Origin of the sequence: Limnohabitans sp. JirII-29, assembly GCF_003063395.1 — a bacterium.
In the GTDB taxonomy this organism is placed as follows: Bacteria; Pseudomonadota; Gammaproteobacteria; order Burkholderiales; family Burkholderiaceae_C; genus Limnohabitans.
The window spans coordinates 398,324-417,131 of record NZ_NESB01000001.1 but is presented as its reverse complement, the minus strand read 5'-3'; the positions used below and the strand labels follow the sequence as shown (position 1 = coordinate 417,131).

Below are 18,808 nucleotides of genomic sequence, written 5' to 3'. Positions count from 1 at the left end.
TCACACAGGCACCCGGGCCCGCAAAGCCTTGGTGCCTGAGGTTTTCTTCTTAGACTCCAGGCGGCGTTGCTTGGAGCCATAGGTGGGTTGGGTGGCTCGGCGTACCTTGGGTGGCACGGCCACGCTGTTGACCAGCTCGATCAAACGCGCCAAGGCCTCCACGCGGTTCATGTCTTGGCTGCGGTGCTCTTGCGCTTTGATCACCAGCACACCGTCGCGCGTGATGCGGCTGTCACGCAAAGCCAGCAAGCGCGCTTTCACGCCGTCGGGCAAGGACGAGGCACCAATGTCAAAGCGCAGGTGTATGGCGCTTGACACCTTGTTGACGTTTTGACCGCCTGCCCCCTGGGCGCGCACAGCCGTCAGCTCAACCTCGGACTCTTCAATCGTGAAGCGGCGTGTCATGCAAAACCTGTGACATCTTTAGCCAGCACCCAAATACCAACCCGGCACTTGGCTCATGCCCCACAGCAAGGCGCTGATGGTGAAGAACGAGGCCGCCGTCGTCACCAACAAAGCGGCGGCGCAAAAGCTCTCTTTGCCATGGCGTTGCGCCAAGATGGGAAAAATGCCCATCATCGGCATGCTGGCCAGCAGCACACCCGATATTTGCAAGGTGGCATCCATCGGTCCGACCACCCACAACATGAGCCCCACCAACAAAGGGTGCAACAACAACTTGGAAGCTGCGATCCAGCTCACCGCCTTCATCTGTCCCTGGACCTGCATGCCCACCAACGAACCGCCGTTGACAAACAAGGCAATGCCTGCACACGCCACCGCAAACAAATTGACGGTCTTGAAGATCACGGCTGGCAAGTGCCAATCCATCATTGAAAACACAAAGCCTCCCACGATGGCCCACAGCATGGGGATTTTCAGCAAGCGCTTGAAACTCTCCAGCACTGTGTGCTGCCATGACGCGTGCTCAGACTCCCCGCTGTCGGCCAAGGCAAGCCCCAGGGGAATGATGACCAAGTTCTCGATCAACACCGTCAGGGCCATGCCCACGCCCGCCACCGGCCCCAAAATCTGCAACAAGATCGGGTAGCCCACATAGCCGCTGTTGGAACAACTCACGCCCATGCCCACCAGGGCACTCATCGTCAGGTCTTGGCGACGACCATAGCGCCACGTGGCAAACCCGATGGCATAAGCCAGCAACGAACCCACGGTGTAGGCCAGCAAATAACTGGGGTGCAACACGTCTTGAAAGTCGCGCTGCGACAAGGCGTTGAACAGCATGGCTGGCAAGGCAAAGTTCAGCACAAAGCGACCAAACACATGCATGTCGGGTTTGCTGAAAAAGCCGCTGCGGGTGGCGACGTAACCGGTGCCAATGGAGAGATAAATCGGGGCCGTGATGGTCAAAATGTTCAGCATGCCCCAATTGTGCTGGATCAGCCCCAGCAGCTCGTGCGCATCAAGCGGCTTTGTCCAGGCCCAACAGACGCACCGCGTTGTCTTTCAAGATGCCAGGCATCACCTCGGGCTTGAAACCGGCCACTTCAAAGTCTTTCATCCAGCGCTCGGGTGTGATCAACGGGTAATCGCTGCCGAACAACACACGGTCCTTGAGCAAGGTGTTGGCGTACTGCACCAGTTGCTTTGGAAAGTACTTGGGGCTCCAGCCCGACAAATCGATCCACACATTGGGCTTGTGGGTGGCCACGCTCAGTGCCTCGTCTTGCCACGGAAAGCTCGGGTGGGCCATGACGATTTGCATGTCGGGCCAATCGATGGCCACATCGTCCAAGTGCATCGGGTTGCTGTAGGCCAAGCGCAAGCCCCCACCGCAGCGCATGCCACTGCCAATGCCGCTGTGGCCGGTGTGAAAAATTGCCGGCAGCTTGTAGTGGTTGATCACCTCGTAAATCGGCCATGCCATCTTGTCGTAGGGGTGGTAGCCCTGCACCGTGGGGTGAAACTTGAAGCCCTTGATGCCGTCCTCCTGGATCAAGCGCTCCGCTTCACGTGCGCCCATCTTGCCCTTGTGCGGGTCGATGCTGGCAAATGCAATCATCATGTCGCTGTTGGCCTTGGCGGCGTCGGCAATCTCTTCGTTCGGGATGCGGCGACGCCCCAGTTGCGACTCGCTGTCGACCGTGAACATCACCAAGCCGATCTTCTTTTCACGGTAGTAGGCCACCGTCTCATCAATGGTGGGACGGCGGTTGCTGCCAAAGAACTTGTCGGCAGCGCGGTCGTACTCCTCGCCATAGTTGTCAAACGGGTTGCGACAGCTCACCTCGGCATGGGTGTGGATGTCAATGGCGATGAGGTTTTTGTAGTCCATGCGAGGCAATCTCCTGTGAAAGTTGAGCGGTGATGGACTAGGGTAAGTCCGGATTATTTAGTTATTTTTCATAACCATAATTCAAACGCAGCAGAAATGCAACCCAACAAACCCGCCCCCTGTCACGAAAGTCTTTCACCATGAACCTGAGCACGCCAGACATCCATTTCGAGATGCGCGACAACATCGCCGTGATCCGTCTCACGCGCCCCACCAAGCGCAATGCCCTGAGCGACAGCCTGGTGGCGTCGATCCGCAAAATCTTCGAAAACCTGCCCGAGCACGCGGGTGCCGCCGTGATCGACGGCGATGGCGAACACTTCTGCGCAGGGCTGGACTTGAGCGAAATCAAAGAACGCGACGCCGGCCAAGGCATGCACCACTCACGCTCGTGGCACGTGGCGCTGGAGCGTCTGCAATACGGCCCGGTGCCCGTGGTGGCGGCCTTGCACGGTGCGGTGGTGGGCGGCGGCTTGGAGCTGGCCAGTGCCTGCCACATCCGGGTGGCTGACGAGTCCACCTTCTACGCCCTGCCCGAAGGCTCGCGCGGTATTTTTGTGGGTGGCGGTGGCTCGGTGCGCATCCCGCGCCTGATTGGCGTGGCCCGCATGACCGACATGATGATGACGGGCCGTGTCTACAACGCCGTCGATGGTGAGCGCATTGGCCTCGCCCAATACCTGGTGCCCACCGGCAACGCGTTTGACAAAGCGTTGGAGTTGGCCCAGCGCATTGCCACCAACGCCCCGTTGACCAACTACGCCCTGATGCACGCCCTGCCCCGCATTGCCGAGCAGCCGGCCGACCAAGGCTTTTTGACCGAGGCCCTGATGGCCTCCATCGCCCAGTCCGCCCCTGAAGCCAAGCAACGTGTGCGCGACTTCCTGGAAGGCCGCGCGGGCAAGGTGCAAAAAAGCTAAGGCCCTGCACAAGAACGGCGCATAAGAACGGCGCGGCCTCAAGCAGCCCGCCCCCGGCACACACACTGGAGACACCGATGACAACAAAGTTTCGCGAGATGAAGTTTGGGGTGACGCGCGTCCAGATGCGCGAAGGCACAGCAGGCACGCGCTACATGCGGGCCGACCAAGACTTGACGCCTTACGCCATGCGGATGACCGACCGCTTGGTGCATTGGGCCGAGCACGCACCCGAACGCACCCTGTTTGCCCGCCGCCACAAAAATGCCGACGGCAGCACGGGCGACTGGCAGCACATCAGCTTTGCCCAAGCCCTGACCAGCGCCCGCCGCATTGCGCAAAGCCTGATCAACCGTGGGCTCAACGCGGAACGTCCGGTGGTCATCTTGTCGGAGAACGATTTACAGCACGCCCTGTTGGCGCTGGGCTGCATGTTGGCCGGTGTGCCGTATTGCCCGGCCTCGCCGGCTTACTCCACCATCAGCCAAGACTACGACAAGCTGCGCCACATCCTCACCACCCTCACGCCGGGCTTGGTGTTTGCATCAGACGCCAAGCGTTATGGCAAAGCCATCCAAACCGCCGTGGCAGCTGACGTGGAAGTGGTGCTGCACCAAGGCAGCATGGACGGTCGCGCCAGCACCCCCTTTGCCGATTTGCTCAACACACCCGACACCCCTGCGGTGGACGCGGCCATGGCCGCCACCGGGCCGGACACCATCGTCAAGTTCTTGTTCACCTCGGGCTCCACCAAGCTGCCCAAGGCGGTGATCAACACCCAGCGCATGTGGTGCGCCAACCAACAGCAAATGGGCCAATCCATGCCGGTGCTCGCGGCCTCGCCCCCGGTGCTGGTGGACTGGCTGCCGTGGAACCACACCTTTGGTGGCAACCACAACTTTGGCATGGTGATCTATAACGGCGGCACGCTCTACATCGACGACGGTAAGCCCACCCCGGCCCTGATGGCCGAGACCTTGCGCAACCTGCGCGAGATCGCCCCCACGGTCTACTTCAACGTGCCAACCGGCTTTGAAGCGATTGCCAACGCCATGAAAACCGACGACGCCTTGCGCAAAAACTTGCTGTCACGCGTGCAGATGTTTTTCTACGCCGGTGCCGCGCTGGCACAACCCATTTGGGACAGCCTGTTCGAGAGCCAAGAGCGCGAAATTGGCGAACGCATTGTGATGAGCACGGGCCTCGGCATGACCGAGTCCGGCCCGTTTGCCATCTTCGTCACCAGCCCGCGCGTCAAGTCAGGCGACTTAGGGGTTCCCACCCCGGGCCTGGAACTCAAGCTCGTGCCCAACAGCGACAAGGTGGAGGTGCGCTACAAAGGCCCCAACATCACGCCCGGCTACTGGCGCGCGCCTGAAGAAACCCGCGAACACTTTGACGACGAAGGTTTCTTTTGCACCGGCGACGCCGTCACCTGGATCGACCCCAGCGACGTGCATCAAGGTCTGCGCTTTGACGGCCGCATCGCCGAAGACTTCAAGCTCTCGACAGGTACCTTTGTCAGCGTGGGCCCCTTGCGGGGCAAGATCATTGCGGCTGGTGCGCCTTACATCCAAGACGTGGTCATCACCGGGCTCAACCGCCGCGAAGTCGGTGCCATGATTTTCCCAACCGCGGCGGTGCGTACATTGAGTGGCCTGGACGCACACGCCTCGTTGGCCGAGGTGCTGGCCAGCGCCCCGGTGTTGGCGCATTTCCAAAGCGTGCTCAACGAACTGGCTAGCCATGCCACCGGCAGCGCCTCGCGCGTGGCCCGTGCCGTGTTGCTGAGTGAGCCGCCGTCCATCGACAAAGGGGAAGTCACCGACAAGGGCTCGATCAACCAACGCGCCGTGCTCAAACACCGCGACGCCTTGGTGCAAGCCCTGCACGACGGCACGGCCCCACACACCTTGTTGCCCCAAGCGCAAACCTGAGGCGCTGGCCCATCACGCGCACTGAACACACCGAAAGACTGCCATGCACATTCAAGGACAAACCGCCCTCGTCACCGGCGCCGCCTCAGGCCTGGGTGAAGCCACCGCCCGCGAGCTGGCCCGCCTGGGCGCCAAGGTGGCCGTGCTCGACGTCAACGCCGCGTTGGCGCAGCAAGTGGCTGACCAACTCAATGCCGAGCATGGCGCGGGCACCGCCATTGCCTGCCATTGCGACATCACCCAAACCGAGAGCGTGCAAGCCGCGCTCGATGCCGCCACGGCGGCCCTCGGGTCCGCCCGCATCTTGATGAACATCGCTGGCATCGGCACCGCCAAACGCGTGGTCGGCAAAGACGGCAACGCCGCCCCACTGGAAGACTTTGCCCGCGTGGTCAATGTCAACCTGATTGGTGCCTACAACATCAGCCGCTTGTTTGCCGCCGCCTGCGCCAAGCTCTCGCCCGGTGAAGATGGTGAACGTGGCGTGATGATGTTCACCGCCTCGGTGGCCGCCTTCGACGGCCAAGTCGGTCAACAGGCCTACAGCGCCAGCAAAGGCGGCTTGGTCAGCATGACCTTGCCCATGGCGCGCGACCTGGCACAACACGGCATCCGCGTGTGCACCGTGGCCCCGGGCTTGTTTGCCACACCGCTGATGAAGACCTTGCCCGAGGCTGTGCAGCAATCGCTGGCGGCCTCCATTCCCTTTCCATCCCGCTTGGGTAAACCCGAAGAGTTTGCCCAACTCGCCTGCCATATCGTGACCAACGGCCACCTCAACGGCGAAGTGATTCGCTTGGACGGCGCTTTGCGCATGTCACCGCGTTAATTTTTCACCTGCAATTTCATCCCACTAGGAGACAACCATGAAACTCAAAACCAGCCTCATCACCACCGCCATTGCCACGCTCATCAGCACGGCGGCATTGGCCGACATCAACATCGGCGTCAGCCTGTCGCTGACCGGCCCTGGCTCGGGTCTGGGCATTCCAATGCAAAACCAATTCAAGCTGTTCCCCAAAACCATTGCGGGTGAAAAAGTCAACCTCATCGTGCTCGATGACGCCACCGACCCCGGCAAAGGCGCGGCCAATGCCCGTCGCTTTGTGACCGAAGACAAGGTGGACCTCATCATCGGCTCGTGCATCACCGCCGTGGCCGCTGCCATGACCGACATCGCCAGCGAAGCAGGCACCGTGCAAATGGCTGGCTCGCCCGTGGGTGTGCCCGCAGGCAAAGACAAGTGGCTGTTCCGCTTGCCCCAGTCCAACACCGTGATGGGCCACGCCGTGGTCGAGCACATGAAAAAGCAAGGCGTCAAGACCATCGGTTTCTTGGGCTACACCGACGCTTATGGCGAACAGTGGCTCAAAGAAATCACCCCCCAGCTCGACAAAGCCGGCATCAAAATCGTCGCCACCGAACGCTTTGCCCGCACCGACACCAGCGTGACCCCGCAAGCCTTGAAGATCAACGCTGCCAACCCCGATGCGGTGCTGGTGGTGGCCTCTGGCAGCGGTGCCGCCATGCCCCAAATGGGTTTGGCTGAGCGCGGCTACAAAGGCAAGATTTACCAAACCCACGCCGCAGCCACCCAAGACCTGATGCGCGTTGGTGGCAAAACCGTGGAAGGCACGTTTGTGGTGTCTGGCCCCGCCGTGATCGCCGAGCAATTGCCTGAGAGCCACCCCTCCAAGAAAGTGTCCATCGCCTTTGTGCAGCAGTACGAAAAAGCCATGGGCCCCAACACCCGCAACCAGTTTGCCGGTCACTCGTATGACGCCCAAATCGCGCTGGAAAAAGCAGTGCCCCTGGCGCTGAAAAAAGCCAAGCCCGGCACGCCTGAGTTCCGCGCCGCTTTGCGTGACAGCTTAGAGACCATGGGTCGCACCATCTTCGCCCACGGCGTGATGAACTGGACACCCGCTGACCACTGGGGCTACACCATGGAAACCGGTGTGATGCTCAAGGTCGTGGACGGCCAATTCAAGGTCGAATAAGTCCGCCCCTGTGGCGCAGTGCCTCTTCACCAAGCGCTGCGCCACCCTGTTTCGTTTCTGATTGCACTGAGGCCTTTGCCCATGGATTTTTCAATTGCCAGCATCTTGCTGCTTGACGGCGTCACCAACGGCGCGGTGTATGGCCTGTTGGGCCTGGCCACCGTGCTGGTGTTCACCGTCACCCGCGTGATCTTTATTCCGCAAGGCGAGTTCGTCGCCTATGGTGCGTTGACGCTGGCCATTTTGCAAACCGGCAAAGTGCCCGGCACCGTGTGGTTGCTACTCATCTTGGCCGCTTGCGCCAGTTTGATGGAGCTGCTGGCCCGCTGGCGGCACGACGGCCGTTGGGGCAGCGCCGTGCGTGCGGCGCTCAAAACCTTGGTCGCGCCCGTGCTGATTTCTGGCCTCACCATCTGGGCCGCACCGCAACAACTCCCCCTCGCCGTGCAAGCAGTGTTGAGCGTGGCCATCGTCACCACCTTTGGCCCTCTGGTGTATCGCGTGGCCTACCAGTCGCTGGAAGACGCCACCCCTTTGGTGCTGCTGATCGTCTCGGTCGGCGTGCACTTTGCCATGACCGGTTTTGGTTTGCTGTTCTTTGGTGCCGAGGGTTACCGCAACCCAGCGTTCTGGGGTGACAACTTTGAGCTCGGCCCCGTGCGTGTGTCGGGCCAGACCTTGATCATCTTTGCCGTCGCGGCAGCCCTCATCACCTTGTTGTGGTTGTTCTTTGAACGCAGCCTGTTTGGCAAAGCCTTGCGCGCCACCGCAGTCAACCGCACCGGTGCGCGCTTGATGGGTATTTCCACCCACACCTCGGGCCAGCTCACCTTCATGATGGCGGCCTTGATTGGGGCCGTCTCGGGCCTCTTGATTGGCCCCACCACCACCGTGTTTTATGACTCGGGTTTTCTGATTGGCCTCAAAGGTTTTGTGGCCGCCGTGGTGGCCGGTTTATCCAGCTACCCCGGTGCCATGCTGGGGGCCTTGTTTGTGGGCGTCGTCGAGTCGTTTGGTTCGTTTTGGGCCAGCGCTTTCAAAGAGGTGATTGTGTTCACCCTGATTCTTCCTGTGCTGCTGTGGCGTTCGCTGCAAAGCGGCCACTCTGATGAGGACCATTGAGATGTCTCTGCTGCGTTTCAAATGGCCGGCTTTGTTTGCCTTGGTGCCTGTGGTGGCCGTGCTGCCCATGCCTGACTTCTGGATCTTCCAGCTCAACTACATCGGCCTGTATGCGCTGACCTGCCTGGGGCTGGTCTTGCTCACCGGCGTGGCGGGCTTGACCTCGTTTGGTCAGGCTGCGTTTGTCGGCATTGGGGCCTACACCACGGCGTGGCTGACCCTCAACCTGGACATCTCGCCCTGGCTGACCTTGTTCGTCGGCTTGGCGCTCACGGGCATCAGTGCGCTGGTGGTGGCCCTCATCACCTTGCGCATGTCGGGCCACTACCTGCCACTGGCCACCATCGCTTGGGGTCTGTCGCTGTACTACCTGATGGGCAACCTCGATGCACTGGGCAAGTACGACGGTTTGCTGGGCCTCAAGAGCCTGTCCATCGGCAGCTTTGACATTGGCCAGGGTCGCCCCTTCTTTGTGCTCACCTGGTTGCTGCTGATCGCCTCCGCCATGGGCTTTGACCGCTTGCTCGACTCACGCGCGGGGCGCGTGATTCGCTCGCTCAAGACCGGCACGCAAATGGCCGAAGCCATGGGCATCAACACCTTCCGCTACAAAGTCATCACCTTCGTGATGGCGGCCTTGCTGGCCTCGGTGGCGGGTTGGCTGATGGCGCACTTTCAGCGCACCGTCAACCCGTCGGCCTTTGGTTTGAAGATGGGCATCGAGTACCTGTTCATGGCCGTGGTCGGTGGCGTGGGCCACATCTGGGGCGCAGTCGTGGGCGCGGGCCTGATCAAGCTGCTCGACGACCAACTCCAGGTGCTGTTGCCCAAGTTGATTGGCACCAGCGGCAGCTACGAAGTGATTGTGTTTGGCATTGCGTTGGTGATGGTGCTCAAGTACCTGCCCGACGGCCTGTGGTCACTGGTGGCGCGCTGGGTGCCACGCCGCGACCGCGAAGTCAACTGGAGCGAGGCCGCGCATTTGAGTGAACGCAGCAAACCCGCGCGCGGCGAATTGGTGCTCGATGTGCAAGACATCCGCAAACAATTTGGCGGCTTGGTGGCGGTCAACAACATACGCTTCCAAATCAAGGCCGGGCAAATCGTGGGCTTGATTGGCCCCAATGGCGCGGGCAAGTCCACCACCTTCAACCTGATCACCGGCGTGTTGTCGCTCACCTCGGGCGTGGTGCGCTTTCGGGGCGAGACCATCAGCGGCCTGCCCTCGCGCGAGATTGCGCGCCGTGGCATGGCGCGCACCTTCCAACACGTGAAGATGATTCCCGACATGACCGTGCTGGAAAACGTGGCACTGGGCGCCTACAGCCGTGGCCACCAGGGCGTGCTGGCAGGCATGCTGGGTACCAACGCACGCGAAGAACAACAGCTGTTCAAAGAAGCCCAACGCCAGCTCGAACGCATTGGCATTGGCCACTTGATGCACGAGTTGGCAGGCAACCTGGCCATGGGCCCACAACGCCTAATGGAAATTGCCCGCGCCCTGTGCGCCGACCCTGCCCTGCTGTTGCTGGACGAACCCGCTGCCGGTTTGCGCCACAAAGAAAAACAAGGGCTGGCCGATGTGCTGCGCCAACTGCGCGACGAAGGCGTGAGCATCTTGCTGGTGGAGCACGACATGGACTTGGTCATGCAAGTGTGTGACCACCTGGTGGTGATGGAGTTCGGCACCTTGCTGACCGAAGGCACCCCCGAAGAGATTCAACAAAGCCCGGTGGTGCGCGCTGCGTACCTGGGCACAGAACACTGAGCAGGCCCCGCCATGACACACCCCTTGCTTGAAGTGCGCGCCTTGCGCGCTGGCTACGGCAAAGCCGAAGTGCTGCACGGCATCGACCTGCATGCCGACAAAGGCCAGGTCATCACCGTGATCGGCCCCAACGGCGCTGGCAAATCGACCTTGCTCAACAGCTTGATGGGCTTGCTGCCCACGCGTGGCCAAGTGCTCTACAACGGCGAAGACATCAGCGCCTTGACGCTGGAAGAACGCGTGCTGCTGGGCCTGGCCCTGGTGCCTGAAAAACGCGAGCTGTTTGGCAGCATGACGGTGCTGGACAACCTGGAGCTGGGCGGTTTTCGGCAAATGCGCTTGGGCAACCGCCAATGGCGTGAGCGCATGGCCGATGTGTTTGACCTGTTCCCACGCTTGAAAGAACGCAGCACCCAGTTGGCGGGCACGCTGTCGGGTGGCGAGCGCCAAATGCTGGCGGTGGGCCGCTCGCTCATGTCGCGCCCCGAAGTGCTGATGCTCGATGAGCCCAGCCTGGGGCTGGCACCGCTGATCGTCAAAGAAATCTTCGCCATCATCGAGACGCTGCGCCAGACCGGCGTGACCATTGTGTTGGTGGAGCAAAACGCCCGCGCCGCGCTGGCCGTGGCCGACCATGGCTATGTGCTGGAGATGGGCGACGTGAGCCTGCATGGCAACGCCGCTGACTTGGCGCAAGACGCCCGCGTGATCGACACCTACCTGGGCGCTGCACGCGCCAAAGCCTGAGCCCTATGAGCGACTACCAACCCCGCCTCGACGACATCCAATTCATCTTGAACCAGGTGCTGCGCGCGCCTGAGCGCCTGGCCGAGTTGCCTGTGTTTCAAGAAGTCGATGCCGAGCTGATGGCCCAAGTGTTGGAAGAAGCAGGCAAGTTTGTGGCCGCTGAAATTGCGCCCTTGAACCGCTGTGGCGACGAAGTGGGCGCGCAGTGGCACCAAGGTGCCGTCACCCTACCGCCCGGCTTCAAAGACGCCTACCAAGCGTTTTGGCAAGCCGGCTGGGCCTCGCTGACCACCGCCACCGAAGACGGCGGCCAAGCCTTGCCTGCGGTGCTGGAGAGCGTGCTGTACGAATGGCTGTCTGCCGCCAACCATGGCTGGACCATGGCACCGGGTTTGTTGCACGGCGCCTATGAGTGCATCAAACACCACGCCAGCGAGGCCCTGCAAGCGCAATACGCCAGCAAGGTGGGCACGGGCGAGTGGCTGGCCACCATGTGCCTGACCGAACCCCATGCCGGCAGCGACTTGGGCCTGGCCACCACCCGTGCCGTGCCCCAAGCCGATGGCAGCTACCAAATTCGGGGCACCAAGATTTTCATTTCAGGCGGCGAGCACGACCTGACCGACAACATCGTGCACCTGGTGCTGGCGCGTCTGCCCGATGCGCCGCCCGGCCCCAAGGGCCTGTCGTTGTTTTTGGTGCCCAAGTTCTACGCCGACGGCAGCCGCAGCGCGGTGCACTGCGAACGCATTGAAGAAAAAATGGGCATCCACGGCAGCCCCACCTGCGTGATGCGCTTTGACGAGGCCACCGGTTGGCTGGTCGGTGAGCTTGGGCGTGGCCTCAACGCCATGTTCGTGATGATGAACGCCGCCCGTCTGCACGTGGCCTTGCAAGGCGTGGGCCTGCTCGACGCCGCTTGGCAAAAAGCCGATGCCTACGCCCACGAGCGCCGCCAGATGCGCGCGCCCAAACCGGTTGGGGTCAAGGGCGAGGTCACCGATTTGATCATTGAGCACCCCGCCGTGCGCCGCATCTTGGACACCCAACGCGCCTGGGTCGATGGCGCGCGCGTGCTGGCCTACAAAACCGGCTTGGCGCTGGACATGGCCAAACACCACCCCGACGCCGCGCAGCGTGAATCGGCGCAGCGCTGGTGCGCACTGACCACCCCGATTTTGAAAGCCGCCTGCACCGAGCAAGGTTTTCATGGTGCCAGCGACTGCCTACAGGTGTTTGGCGGCCACGGTTATGTGAGCGAATGGGGTGTTGAGCAAAACGTGCGCGACGCCCGCATTGCCATGATTTACGAGGGCACCAACGAAATTCAAGCCATCGACCTGCTGATGCGCAAGGTCGTGGCCGACGGCGGTGCCGCCTTGCACGCCACCCTGGACGAGTTGGCCCTTGGCCTGTCTGCCAGTCACGTGCATGAGGCCCAAGTGCTGGACTTATTTGCCCAGCTGCGCGCGCTCACCGCCCAAGCCCTGGCCACGGCACAAGCGCCCGACGGCGCGGTGCGCCTGAGCTGGGTGGCAGGCGACTACCTGCGCCTGGCCACCCTGGCCTTGCTGGCTTGGAGCTGGACGCAAATTGACGTCGCCGTACAAGCACTCCCGGCAACAAACGACACCGCCACCCGCTGGCACGCACCCGCCGCCGCCTTGCGCGCCTGGGTGCTACCCGAATTTGGCATGCGCGCGCAGATGGTGCGCACGCAGTGCATCCGTGCGTGACATGAGCGCATGAGCGACGAACTCGACACCCGCTACCTGGAAACCCTGCTGGGCTACAACACCCGGCGGGCCGCGCTGACCATCATCAGCCGCTTCATGGAGCGCATGGCGGCCTATGACCTGCGTCCGGTGGATTTTTCGGTGCTGTCCTTGATTGGGCACAACCCCGGCATCACCTCACGCCAGTTGTGCAGCGCGCTCAACATCTTGCCGCCCAATTTGGTGGGGCTGCTCAAAGACATCGAAAAGCGCCAGCTCATCAGCCGCAGCCCCCACCCGACCGATGGGCGGGCCATGGGCTTGTCGCTCACCGCCAAAGGCGCGGCCCTGATGCAAGAGGCCGAAGCCACGGCGCTGGACTCAGACCTGAGTGCTGCGGCGGCCCTGAGCCCGAGCGAAATCAAAACCCTGACCCGACTGCTACAAAAGATCTACCTCGCCCCCACCTGAGGGCGCGCACCCAGGGCAAGCTGGGGCGCAACACGGGGCCGCTACACTCTAGGGCTTCGATTTCTGACCCTCAAGGATTTGCCATGAACACCACCCCTTCCGGCCTGCAATACACCGACCACGTGGTGGGTGAAGGCGACACCGCAGCCGCTGGCCAGCACGTGACCGTGCATTACACCGGCTGGCTGTATGAAAACGGCGAGCAAGGTGCCAAGTTCGACTCCAGCCGTGACCGCAACGACCCATTTGACTTTCCGCTGGGCGCGGGCATGGTCATCAAAGGCTGGGACGAAGGCGTGCAAGGCATGAAGATCGGCGGCCAACGCACCTTGATCATTCCCCCAGGACTGGGCTACGGTGCACGTGGCGCGGGTGGTGTGATTCCCCCCAATGCCACGCTGAAGTTCGACGTGGAGTTGCTCGGCTTGGCATAAACCCACGCTGCGCGAGTTCTTACGCAACCTGGCGGGGCTCACAGCCCCGCTTTGTTTTGTTCGGTATTTTTTCAAAACCCCTCTTGAAATAGGGTTGGCTGCCCTCAGCTTTGCTGAATCTCACACAAACAAAGCCTCACTCAACGCACAAGAAGCATGTCTGACCCCACACAAAACCCCCATCCAGCGGCCCCTGACGCCGAGCAGCCTGCGACGCCAGGCACCGAAACCACCACCGCCGACAATGCTGCCCCCCTGGACCCTTTGACAGCAGCCCAGGCTGAAATTGCCATCCTGCAAGCTAAAACCGCTGAACTGCAAGACCAGTACGTGCGTGGTCAGGCCGAGGTGCAAAACGCCCGCCGCCGTGCCGACGACGAAGTTTCTAAAGCCCGCAAGTTCGCGTTAGAGAGCTTTGCCGACAGCCTGCTGCCCGTGGTCGACAGCTTGGAAGCTGGCCTGGCCGTGCAAACCGCCACGCCTGAGCAAATTCGCGAGGGTGCCGAAGCCACGCTGCGTCAACTCACCAGTGCGCTGGAGCGCAACAAGGTGGTCGCCATCAACCCCGCAGCGGGTACCAAGTTTGACCCGGCCCAGCACCAAGCCATCAGCGTGGTGCCCGCCGAACAAGAGGCCAACACCATCGTGGCTGTGCTGCAAAAGGGTTACCTGATTGCCGAGCGCGTGCTGCGCCCAGCCTTGGTCACGGTCTCGGCACCGAAATAAACACTTGAAAACGGCAGGGTGATCCACATCTACCGTTCATCTGAATTTTAAAAATCACTGGAGTAAGAACATGGGAAGAATCATCGGTATTGACTTGGGCACCACCAATTCGTGCGTGGCCATCATGGAAGGCAACACCACCAAGGTGATTGAAAACGCCGAGGGTGCACGCACCACGCCGTCGATCATTGCGTATCAAGAAGACGGCGAGATCTTGGTGGGCGCATCCGCCAAGCGCCAAGCCGTGACCAACCCACGCAACACGCTGTACGCCGTCAAGCGTTTGATCGGCCGCAAGTTCGCTGAAAAAGAAGTTCAAAAAGACATCGACTTGATGCCCTACACCATCAGCAAAGCCGACAACGGCGACGCTTGGGTGGAAGTGCGCGGCAACAAGTTGGCGCCACCTCAAATCAGCGCTGAAATTTTGCGCAAGATGAAGAAAACCGCCGAAGACTACCTCGGCGAAGAAGTGACCGAGGCCGTCATCACCGTGCCCGCTTACTTCAACGACGCACAGCGCCAAGCCACCAAAGACGCAGGCCGCATCGCAGGCTTGGATGTCAAGCGCATCATCAACGAACCCACGGCTGCGGCCTTGGCTTTTGGTTTGGACAAAACCGAAAAAGGCGACCGTAAGATTGCGGTGTACGACTTGGGCGGCGGCACGTTTGACGTGTCGATCATCGAGATCGCTGACGTTGATGGCGAGAAGCAATTCGAAGTGCTGTCCACCAACGGCGACACCTTCTTGGGCGGCGAAGACTTTGACCAACGCATCATCGACTTCATCATCACCGAGTTCAAAAAGGAATCCGGTGTCGATCTGTCCAAAGACGTGTTGGCCTTGCAGCGCCTCAAAGAAGCGGCTGAAAAAGCCAAGATCGAGTTGTCCAGCTCGGCCTCCACCGACATCAACCTGCCCTACATCACCGCCGATGCCTCGGGCCCCAAGCACCTGAACATCAAACTCAACCGCGCCAAGCTGGAGCAGTTGGTGGACGAGTTGATCGAGCGCACCATTGCCCCTTGCCGCATGGCCATCAAGGACGCGGGTGTGTCGGTGAGCGACATCGACGACGTGATCTTGGTCGGCGGTATGAGCCGCATGCCCAAGGTGCAAGACAAGGTCAAAGAGTTCTTCGGCAAAGAGCCACGCCGTGACGTCAACCCTGACGAAGCCGTGGCTGTGGGTGCCGCCATCCAAGGCCAGGTGTTGTCGGGTGACCGCACCGATGTGTTGTTGTTGGACGTGACACCTTTGTCTTTGGGCATCGAAACCCTTGGCGGTGTGATGACCAAGATGATCACCAAGAACACCACCATTCCCACCAAGTTTGCGCAGACCTTCTCGACCGCCGACGACAACCAGCCAGCGGTGACCATCAAGGTCTACCAAGGCGAGCGTGAGATGGCTACGGGCAACAAGTTGCTGGGTGAGTTCAACCTCGAAGGCATTGCACCCGCAGCCCGTGGCACGCCACAAATTGAAGTGTCGTTTGACATTGACGCCAACGGCATCTTGCACGTGGGCGCCAAAGACAAAGCTACGGGCAAAGAAAACAAGATCACCATCAAGGCCAACTCGGGTTTGTCAGAAGCCGAGATTCAGCAGATGGTGAAAGACGCCGAGTTGAACGCTGCCGAAGACAAGAAGAAACTTGAAATCGTGCAGTCGCGCAACCAGGCCGATGCCGCGGTGCACAGTGTCAAGAAGAGCTTGGGTGAGCACGGTGACAAGCTCGACGCCGGCGAGAAAGAGAAAATCGAAGCCGCGATCAAAGAGGTCGAAGAAGCCCTCAAGGGCGAAGACAAAGCCGAGATCGATGCCAAGACCGAAGCGCTGATGACCGCCGCCCAAAAGTTGGGTGAAAAAGTCTATGCCGACATGCAAGCCAACCAAGCTGCAGCCGGCGGTGCCACAGGTGCGCCCGAGCAAGCCAAACCAGCCGACGACAACGTGGTCGACGCTGAAGTGAAAGAAGTCAAAAAGGGTTAAGCCCTCGCTCTTTCTTTGAGACGAATTTCGCCGCGTTTCACCTGCCTCAGGTGGACACGCGGCGAAGTCGTTAGATACAGCCCCTCACCCCACAGCGCTGCACCATGTCCAAACGCGATTTTTATGAAGTTCTCGGCGTCCCTAAAAACGCCAGCGAAGAAGAGATCAAAAAGGCCTATCGCAAACTGGCGATGAAGTACCACCCTGACCGCAACCAGGGGGACAAAGCCAAAGAAGCCGAAGCCCAATTCAAAGAGGTCAAAGAGGCCTACGAGATGATGTCGGACCCGCAAAAGCGTGCCGCCTACGACCAGTACGGGCACGCTGGCGTGGACCCCAACATGCGCGGCGGCCCCGGTGGTGCTGACTTTGGTGGCGGCTTCGGGGAAGCCTTTGGCGACATCTTTGGCGATATTTTTGGACAAGCCCGTCGCGGTGCAGGAGGCCGTCAGGTCTACCGTGGCAACGACCTGAGCTATGCCCTCGAAATCACGTTGGAAGAGGCTGCTCACGGCAAAGACGCGCAACTGCGCATTCCGAGCTGGGACGAGTGCGACACCTGCCACGGCACGGGCGCCAAACCCGGCACCTCGCCCAAGACCTGTAGCACCTGCCACGGCAGCGGTCAGGTGCAAATGCGCCAAGGGTTTTTCAGCGTGCAACAAACCTGTCCGCATTGCCGCGGCACCGGCAAGATCATTCCTGACCCCTGCACCAGCTGCCATGGGCAAGGCAAGATCAAGCGCCAGAAAACACTCGAAGTCAAAATCCCAGCCGGCATCGACGACGGCATGCGCATCCGCAGCACCGGCAACGGCGAGCCAGGCACCAACGGTGGCCCGGCAGGCGACTTGTTCATCGAGATTCGCATCAAGAAGCACGACATCTTCGAGCGCGATGGCGATGACCTGCACTGCTCGGTGCCCATCAGTTTCACCACGGCAGCGCTGGGTGGCGAAATCACCGTGCCCACACTGGCAGGTGAAGCCGCGATTGACATTCCTGAAGGCACGCAAAACGACAAGCAGTTCCGCCTGCGTGGCAAAGGCCTCAAGGGTTTGCGCTCCAGCTTCCCCGGCGACTTGTACTGCCACATCACAGTGGAGACGCCCGTCAAGCTGACAGAGCACCAGCGCAAGCTGCTCAAAGAGCTGGATGAGTCCCTGAAAAAAGGGGGCTCCAAACACTCGCCCGCCGAAGGCGGCTGGGCTGACAAACTCAAACGCTTTTTCAGCTGAGTTCAAGGCCTCGCAGCGCGCTCATACTGCGTGAGGTATCGCCACACATTCAGGAGATACTTCACGCATGAGTGTCAACATCACCTTCCTGGGCGGAACCGGCACGGTTACCGGCTCCAAGTATTTGGTTGAACATGCAGGTCAGCGCCTGCTGGTCGATTGCGGTTTGTTCCAAGGCTACAAGCAGCTGCGTTTGCGCAACTGGTCTCCCCTGCCGGTGGCGCCCCTGGACATACAGGCGGTCATCCTGACGCATGCCCATTTGGACCACAGTGGTTATTTACCCTTGCTGGCACGTCAAGGCTTTCGGGGGCGCGTGCATGCCACGGCCGCCACCTGCGATTTGTGCGCGATCTTGTTGCCCGACAGTGGCCACCTGCAAGAAGAAGACGCGGCGTTTTTGAACCGCCACAACCTGTCCAAGCACCAGCCCGCTTTGCCGCTCTATACCAAGCACGACGCCTTGATGAGCCTGGACTTGTTGCATACCGAAACCCTGGGCCACACCTTCTCGCCCATCCCGGGCTGGAAGGCCACGTTCTCATCGGCAGGGCATATCTTGGGGGCGGCCAGTGTGCTGCTTGAAGTGGCTGGACGGCGCATTCTCTTCAGTGGTGATTTGGGTCGTCCCGACGACTTGCTGATGAACCCGCCCGATGCACCGCCCAATGCGGACACGGTGTTGATCGAGTCGACCTACGGCAACCGCGAACACCCGCACGAAAACGTCTTGGCGGAGTTGGGCCCGGCGCTCAAGAAAGTGTCAGCGCGCGGCGGCGTGGCCGTGGTGCCGGTGTTTGCGGTAGGACGCGCCCAGGCTTTGCTACACGCCATCGCCTTGCTCAAACAGCGCGGCGATATCCCGCACAGCCTGCCCGTCTTTTTGGACAGCCCGATGGCTGTGCACACCACCGAGTTGATGCAACGCCACCCCGGCGCCCACCGGCTCGATGCACAAGCCCTCAAAGCCATGAAGCATGTGGCCACCATGGTGGAGACGCCCGAGCAATCGAAAGCCTTGTCCAAACGCCATGGACCTATGGTGATTTTGTCGGCCAGTGGCATGGCCACGGGAGGACGGGTGTTGCACCACTTGGCGCACTACCTGCCGGATCACCGCAACATGGTGGTGCTCACGGGTTACCAAGCCCCAGGCACGCGTGGTGCAACCTTGGCCAATGGCGGCGCCACACTGCGCATCCACGGCCAAGAAGTGAGCGTTCAGGCCGAGGTGGTGCAACTTGAATCGTCCTCGGCCCATGCCGATGCCAGCCAGTTGATGGGCTGGTTGCGTCGCATGAAAAAAAAGCCCGATCAGGTCTACGTGGTGCACGGCGAGCCCGAAGCCGCAGATGCCTTGCGCCAACAGATCGACCATGGCCTGGGATGGCGGGCCATGGTTCCCGAGCACAACAGCACTTGGCCCACCTGACCC

17 protein-coding genes are annotated in these 18,808 nt (G+C 61.0%); 14 read left to right on the top strand and 3 right to left on the bottom strand.

All coding sequences use genetic code 11. The features are described 5' to 3' along the window. The 3 genes from arfB to B9Z39_RS02000 are packed head-to-tail and all read right to left on the bottom strand — an operon-like array spanning position 1 to position 2,296. Positions 1-405 (bottom strand): alternative ribosome rescue aminoacyl-tRNA hydrolase ArfB, encoded by a 405-nt coding sequence (gene arfB, locus B9Z39_RS02010; protein ID WP_108300526.1) that lies wholly within the window; start codon positions 403-405, stop codon positions 1-3. Positions 406-423: 18 nt separating this feature from the next. Beyond that, positions 424-1,383, bottom strand: coding sequence for an AEC family transporter (locus B9Z39_RS02005; protein WP_108300525.1), 960 nt, complete (start codon positions 1,381-1,383; stop codon positions 424-426). 40 nt (positions 1,384-1,423) lie between these two features. Next, positions 1,424-2,296 carry an amidohydrolase family protein gene (locus tag B9Z39_RS02000; protein ID WP_100145972.1) on the bottom strand — a complete coding sequence of 291 codons (873 nt, stop codon included), beginning with the start codon at positions 2,294-2,296 and terminating at the stop codon, positions 1,424-1,426. A 140-nt stretch (positions 2,297-2,436) separates the two neighbouring features. On the opposite strand from B9Z39_RS02000, the gene B9Z39_RS01995 reads away from it, so the two are divergent. The 14 genes from B9Z39_RS01995 to B9Z39_RS01930 all read left to right on the top strand — a co-directional run bounded on the left by B9Z39_RS01995 (position 2,437) and on the right by B9Z39_RS01930 (position 18,805). Continuing rightward, entirely contained in the window at positions 2,437-3,216 is a 780-nt protein-coding gene (locus B9Z39_RS01995; protein ID WP_199172943.1) for a crotonase/enoyl-CoA hydratase family protein, read from the top strand. A 77-nt stretch (positions 3,217-3,293) separates the two neighbouring features. Beyond that, positions 3,294-5,153 carry a feruloyl-CoA synthase gene (locus B9Z39_RS01990; RefSeq protein WP_108300524.1) on the top strand — a complete coding sequence of 620 codons (1,860 nt, stop codon included), beginning with the start codon at positions 3,294-3,296 and terminating at the stop codon, positions 5,151-5,153. Positions 5,154-5,196: 43 nt separating this feature from the next. Beyond that, positions 5,197-5,982 carry an SDR family NAD(P)-dependent oxidoreductase gene (locus B9Z39_RS01985; protein ID WP_108300523.1) on the top strand — a complete coding sequence of 262 codons (786 nt, stop codon included), beginning with the start codon at positions 5,197-5,199 and terminating at the stop codon, positions 5,980-5,982. A gap of 37 nt (positions 5,983-6,019) precedes the next feature. Further along, positions 6,020-7,153: an ABC transporter substrate-binding protein gene (locus tag B9Z39_RS01980; protein ID WP_100145978.1), complete on the top strand. Its 1,134-nt coding sequence runs from the start codon at positions 6,020-6,022 to the stop codon at positions 7,151-7,153. 81 nt (positions 7,154-7,234) lie between these two features. Continuing rightward, positions 7,235-8,275, top strand: coding sequence for a branched-chain amino acid ABC transporter permease (locus tag B9Z39_RS01975; protein ID WP_108300522.1), 1,041 nt, complete (start codon positions 7,235-7,237; stop codon positions 8,273-8,275). A 1-nt stretch (position 8,276) separates the two neighbouring features. Beyond that, positions 8,277-10,043, top strand: coding sequence for an ATP-binding cassette domain-containing protein (locus tag B9Z39_RS01970; RefSeq protein WP_108300521.1), 1,767 nt, complete (start codon positions 8,277-8,279; stop codon positions 10,041-10,043). Positions 10,044-10,055: 12 nt separating this feature from the next. Continuing rightward, a complete protein-coding gene (locus B9Z39_RS01965; RefSeq protein WP_100145984.1) occupies positions 10,056-10,790 on the top strand; it encodes an ABC transporter ATP-binding protein in 735 nt (244 codons plus the stop codon). Positions 10,791-10,795: 5 nt separating this feature from the next. Next, positions 10,796-12,526, top strand: a complete 1,731-nt coding sequence (locus tag B9Z39_RS01960; RefSeq protein ID WP_108300520.1) for an acyl-CoA dehydrogenase family protein — start codon at positions 10,796-10,798, stop codon at positions 12,524-12,526. Between the two features lie 9 nt (positions 12,527-12,535). Continuing rightward, positions 12,536-12,976: a MarR family winged helix-turn-helix transcriptional regulator gene (locus B9Z39_RS01955; RefSeq protein ID WP_108300519.1), complete on the top strand. Its 441-nt coding sequence runs from the start codon at positions 12,536-12,538 to the stop codon at positions 12,974-12,976. A gap of 83 nt (positions 12,977-13,059) precedes the next feature. After that, positions 13,060-13,410 (top strand): FKBP-type peptidyl-prolyl cis-trans isomerase, encoded by a 351-nt coding sequence (locus B9Z39_RS01950; RefSeq protein WP_100145990.1) that lies wholly within the window; start codon positions 13,060-13,062, stop codon positions 13,408-13,410. A 156-nt stretch (positions 13,411-13,566) separates the two neighbouring features. Beyond that, positions 13,567-14,136, top strand: a complete 570-nt coding sequence (gene grpE / locus B9Z39_RS01945) for a nucleotide exchange factor GrpE (RefSeq protein ID WP_108300518.1) — start codon at positions 13,567-13,569, stop codon at positions 14,134-14,136. A 70-nt stretch (positions 14,137-14,206) separates the two neighbouring features. Further along, on the top strand, positions 14,207-16,135 hold the full coding sequence (dnaK, locus tag B9Z39_RS01940) for a molecular chaperone DnaK (protein ID WP_108300517.1): 1,929 nt from the start codon (positions 14,207-14,209) through the stop codon (positions 16,133-16,135). A gap of 104 nt (positions 16,136-16,239) precedes the next feature. Then, entirely contained in the window at positions 16,240-17,373 is a 1,134-nt protein-coding gene (gene dnaJ, locus B9Z39_RS01935; RefSeq protein WP_100145996.1) for a molecular chaperone DnaJ, read from the top strand. Positions 17,374-17,440: 67 nt separating this feature from the next. After that, a complete protein-coding gene (locus B9Z39_RS01930; protein ID WP_108300516.1) occupies positions 17,441-18,805 on the top strand; it encodes an MBL fold metallo-hydrolase RNA specificity domain-containing protein in 1,365 nt (454 codons plus the stop codon). Positions 18,806-18,808 lie beyond the last annotated feature (3 nt).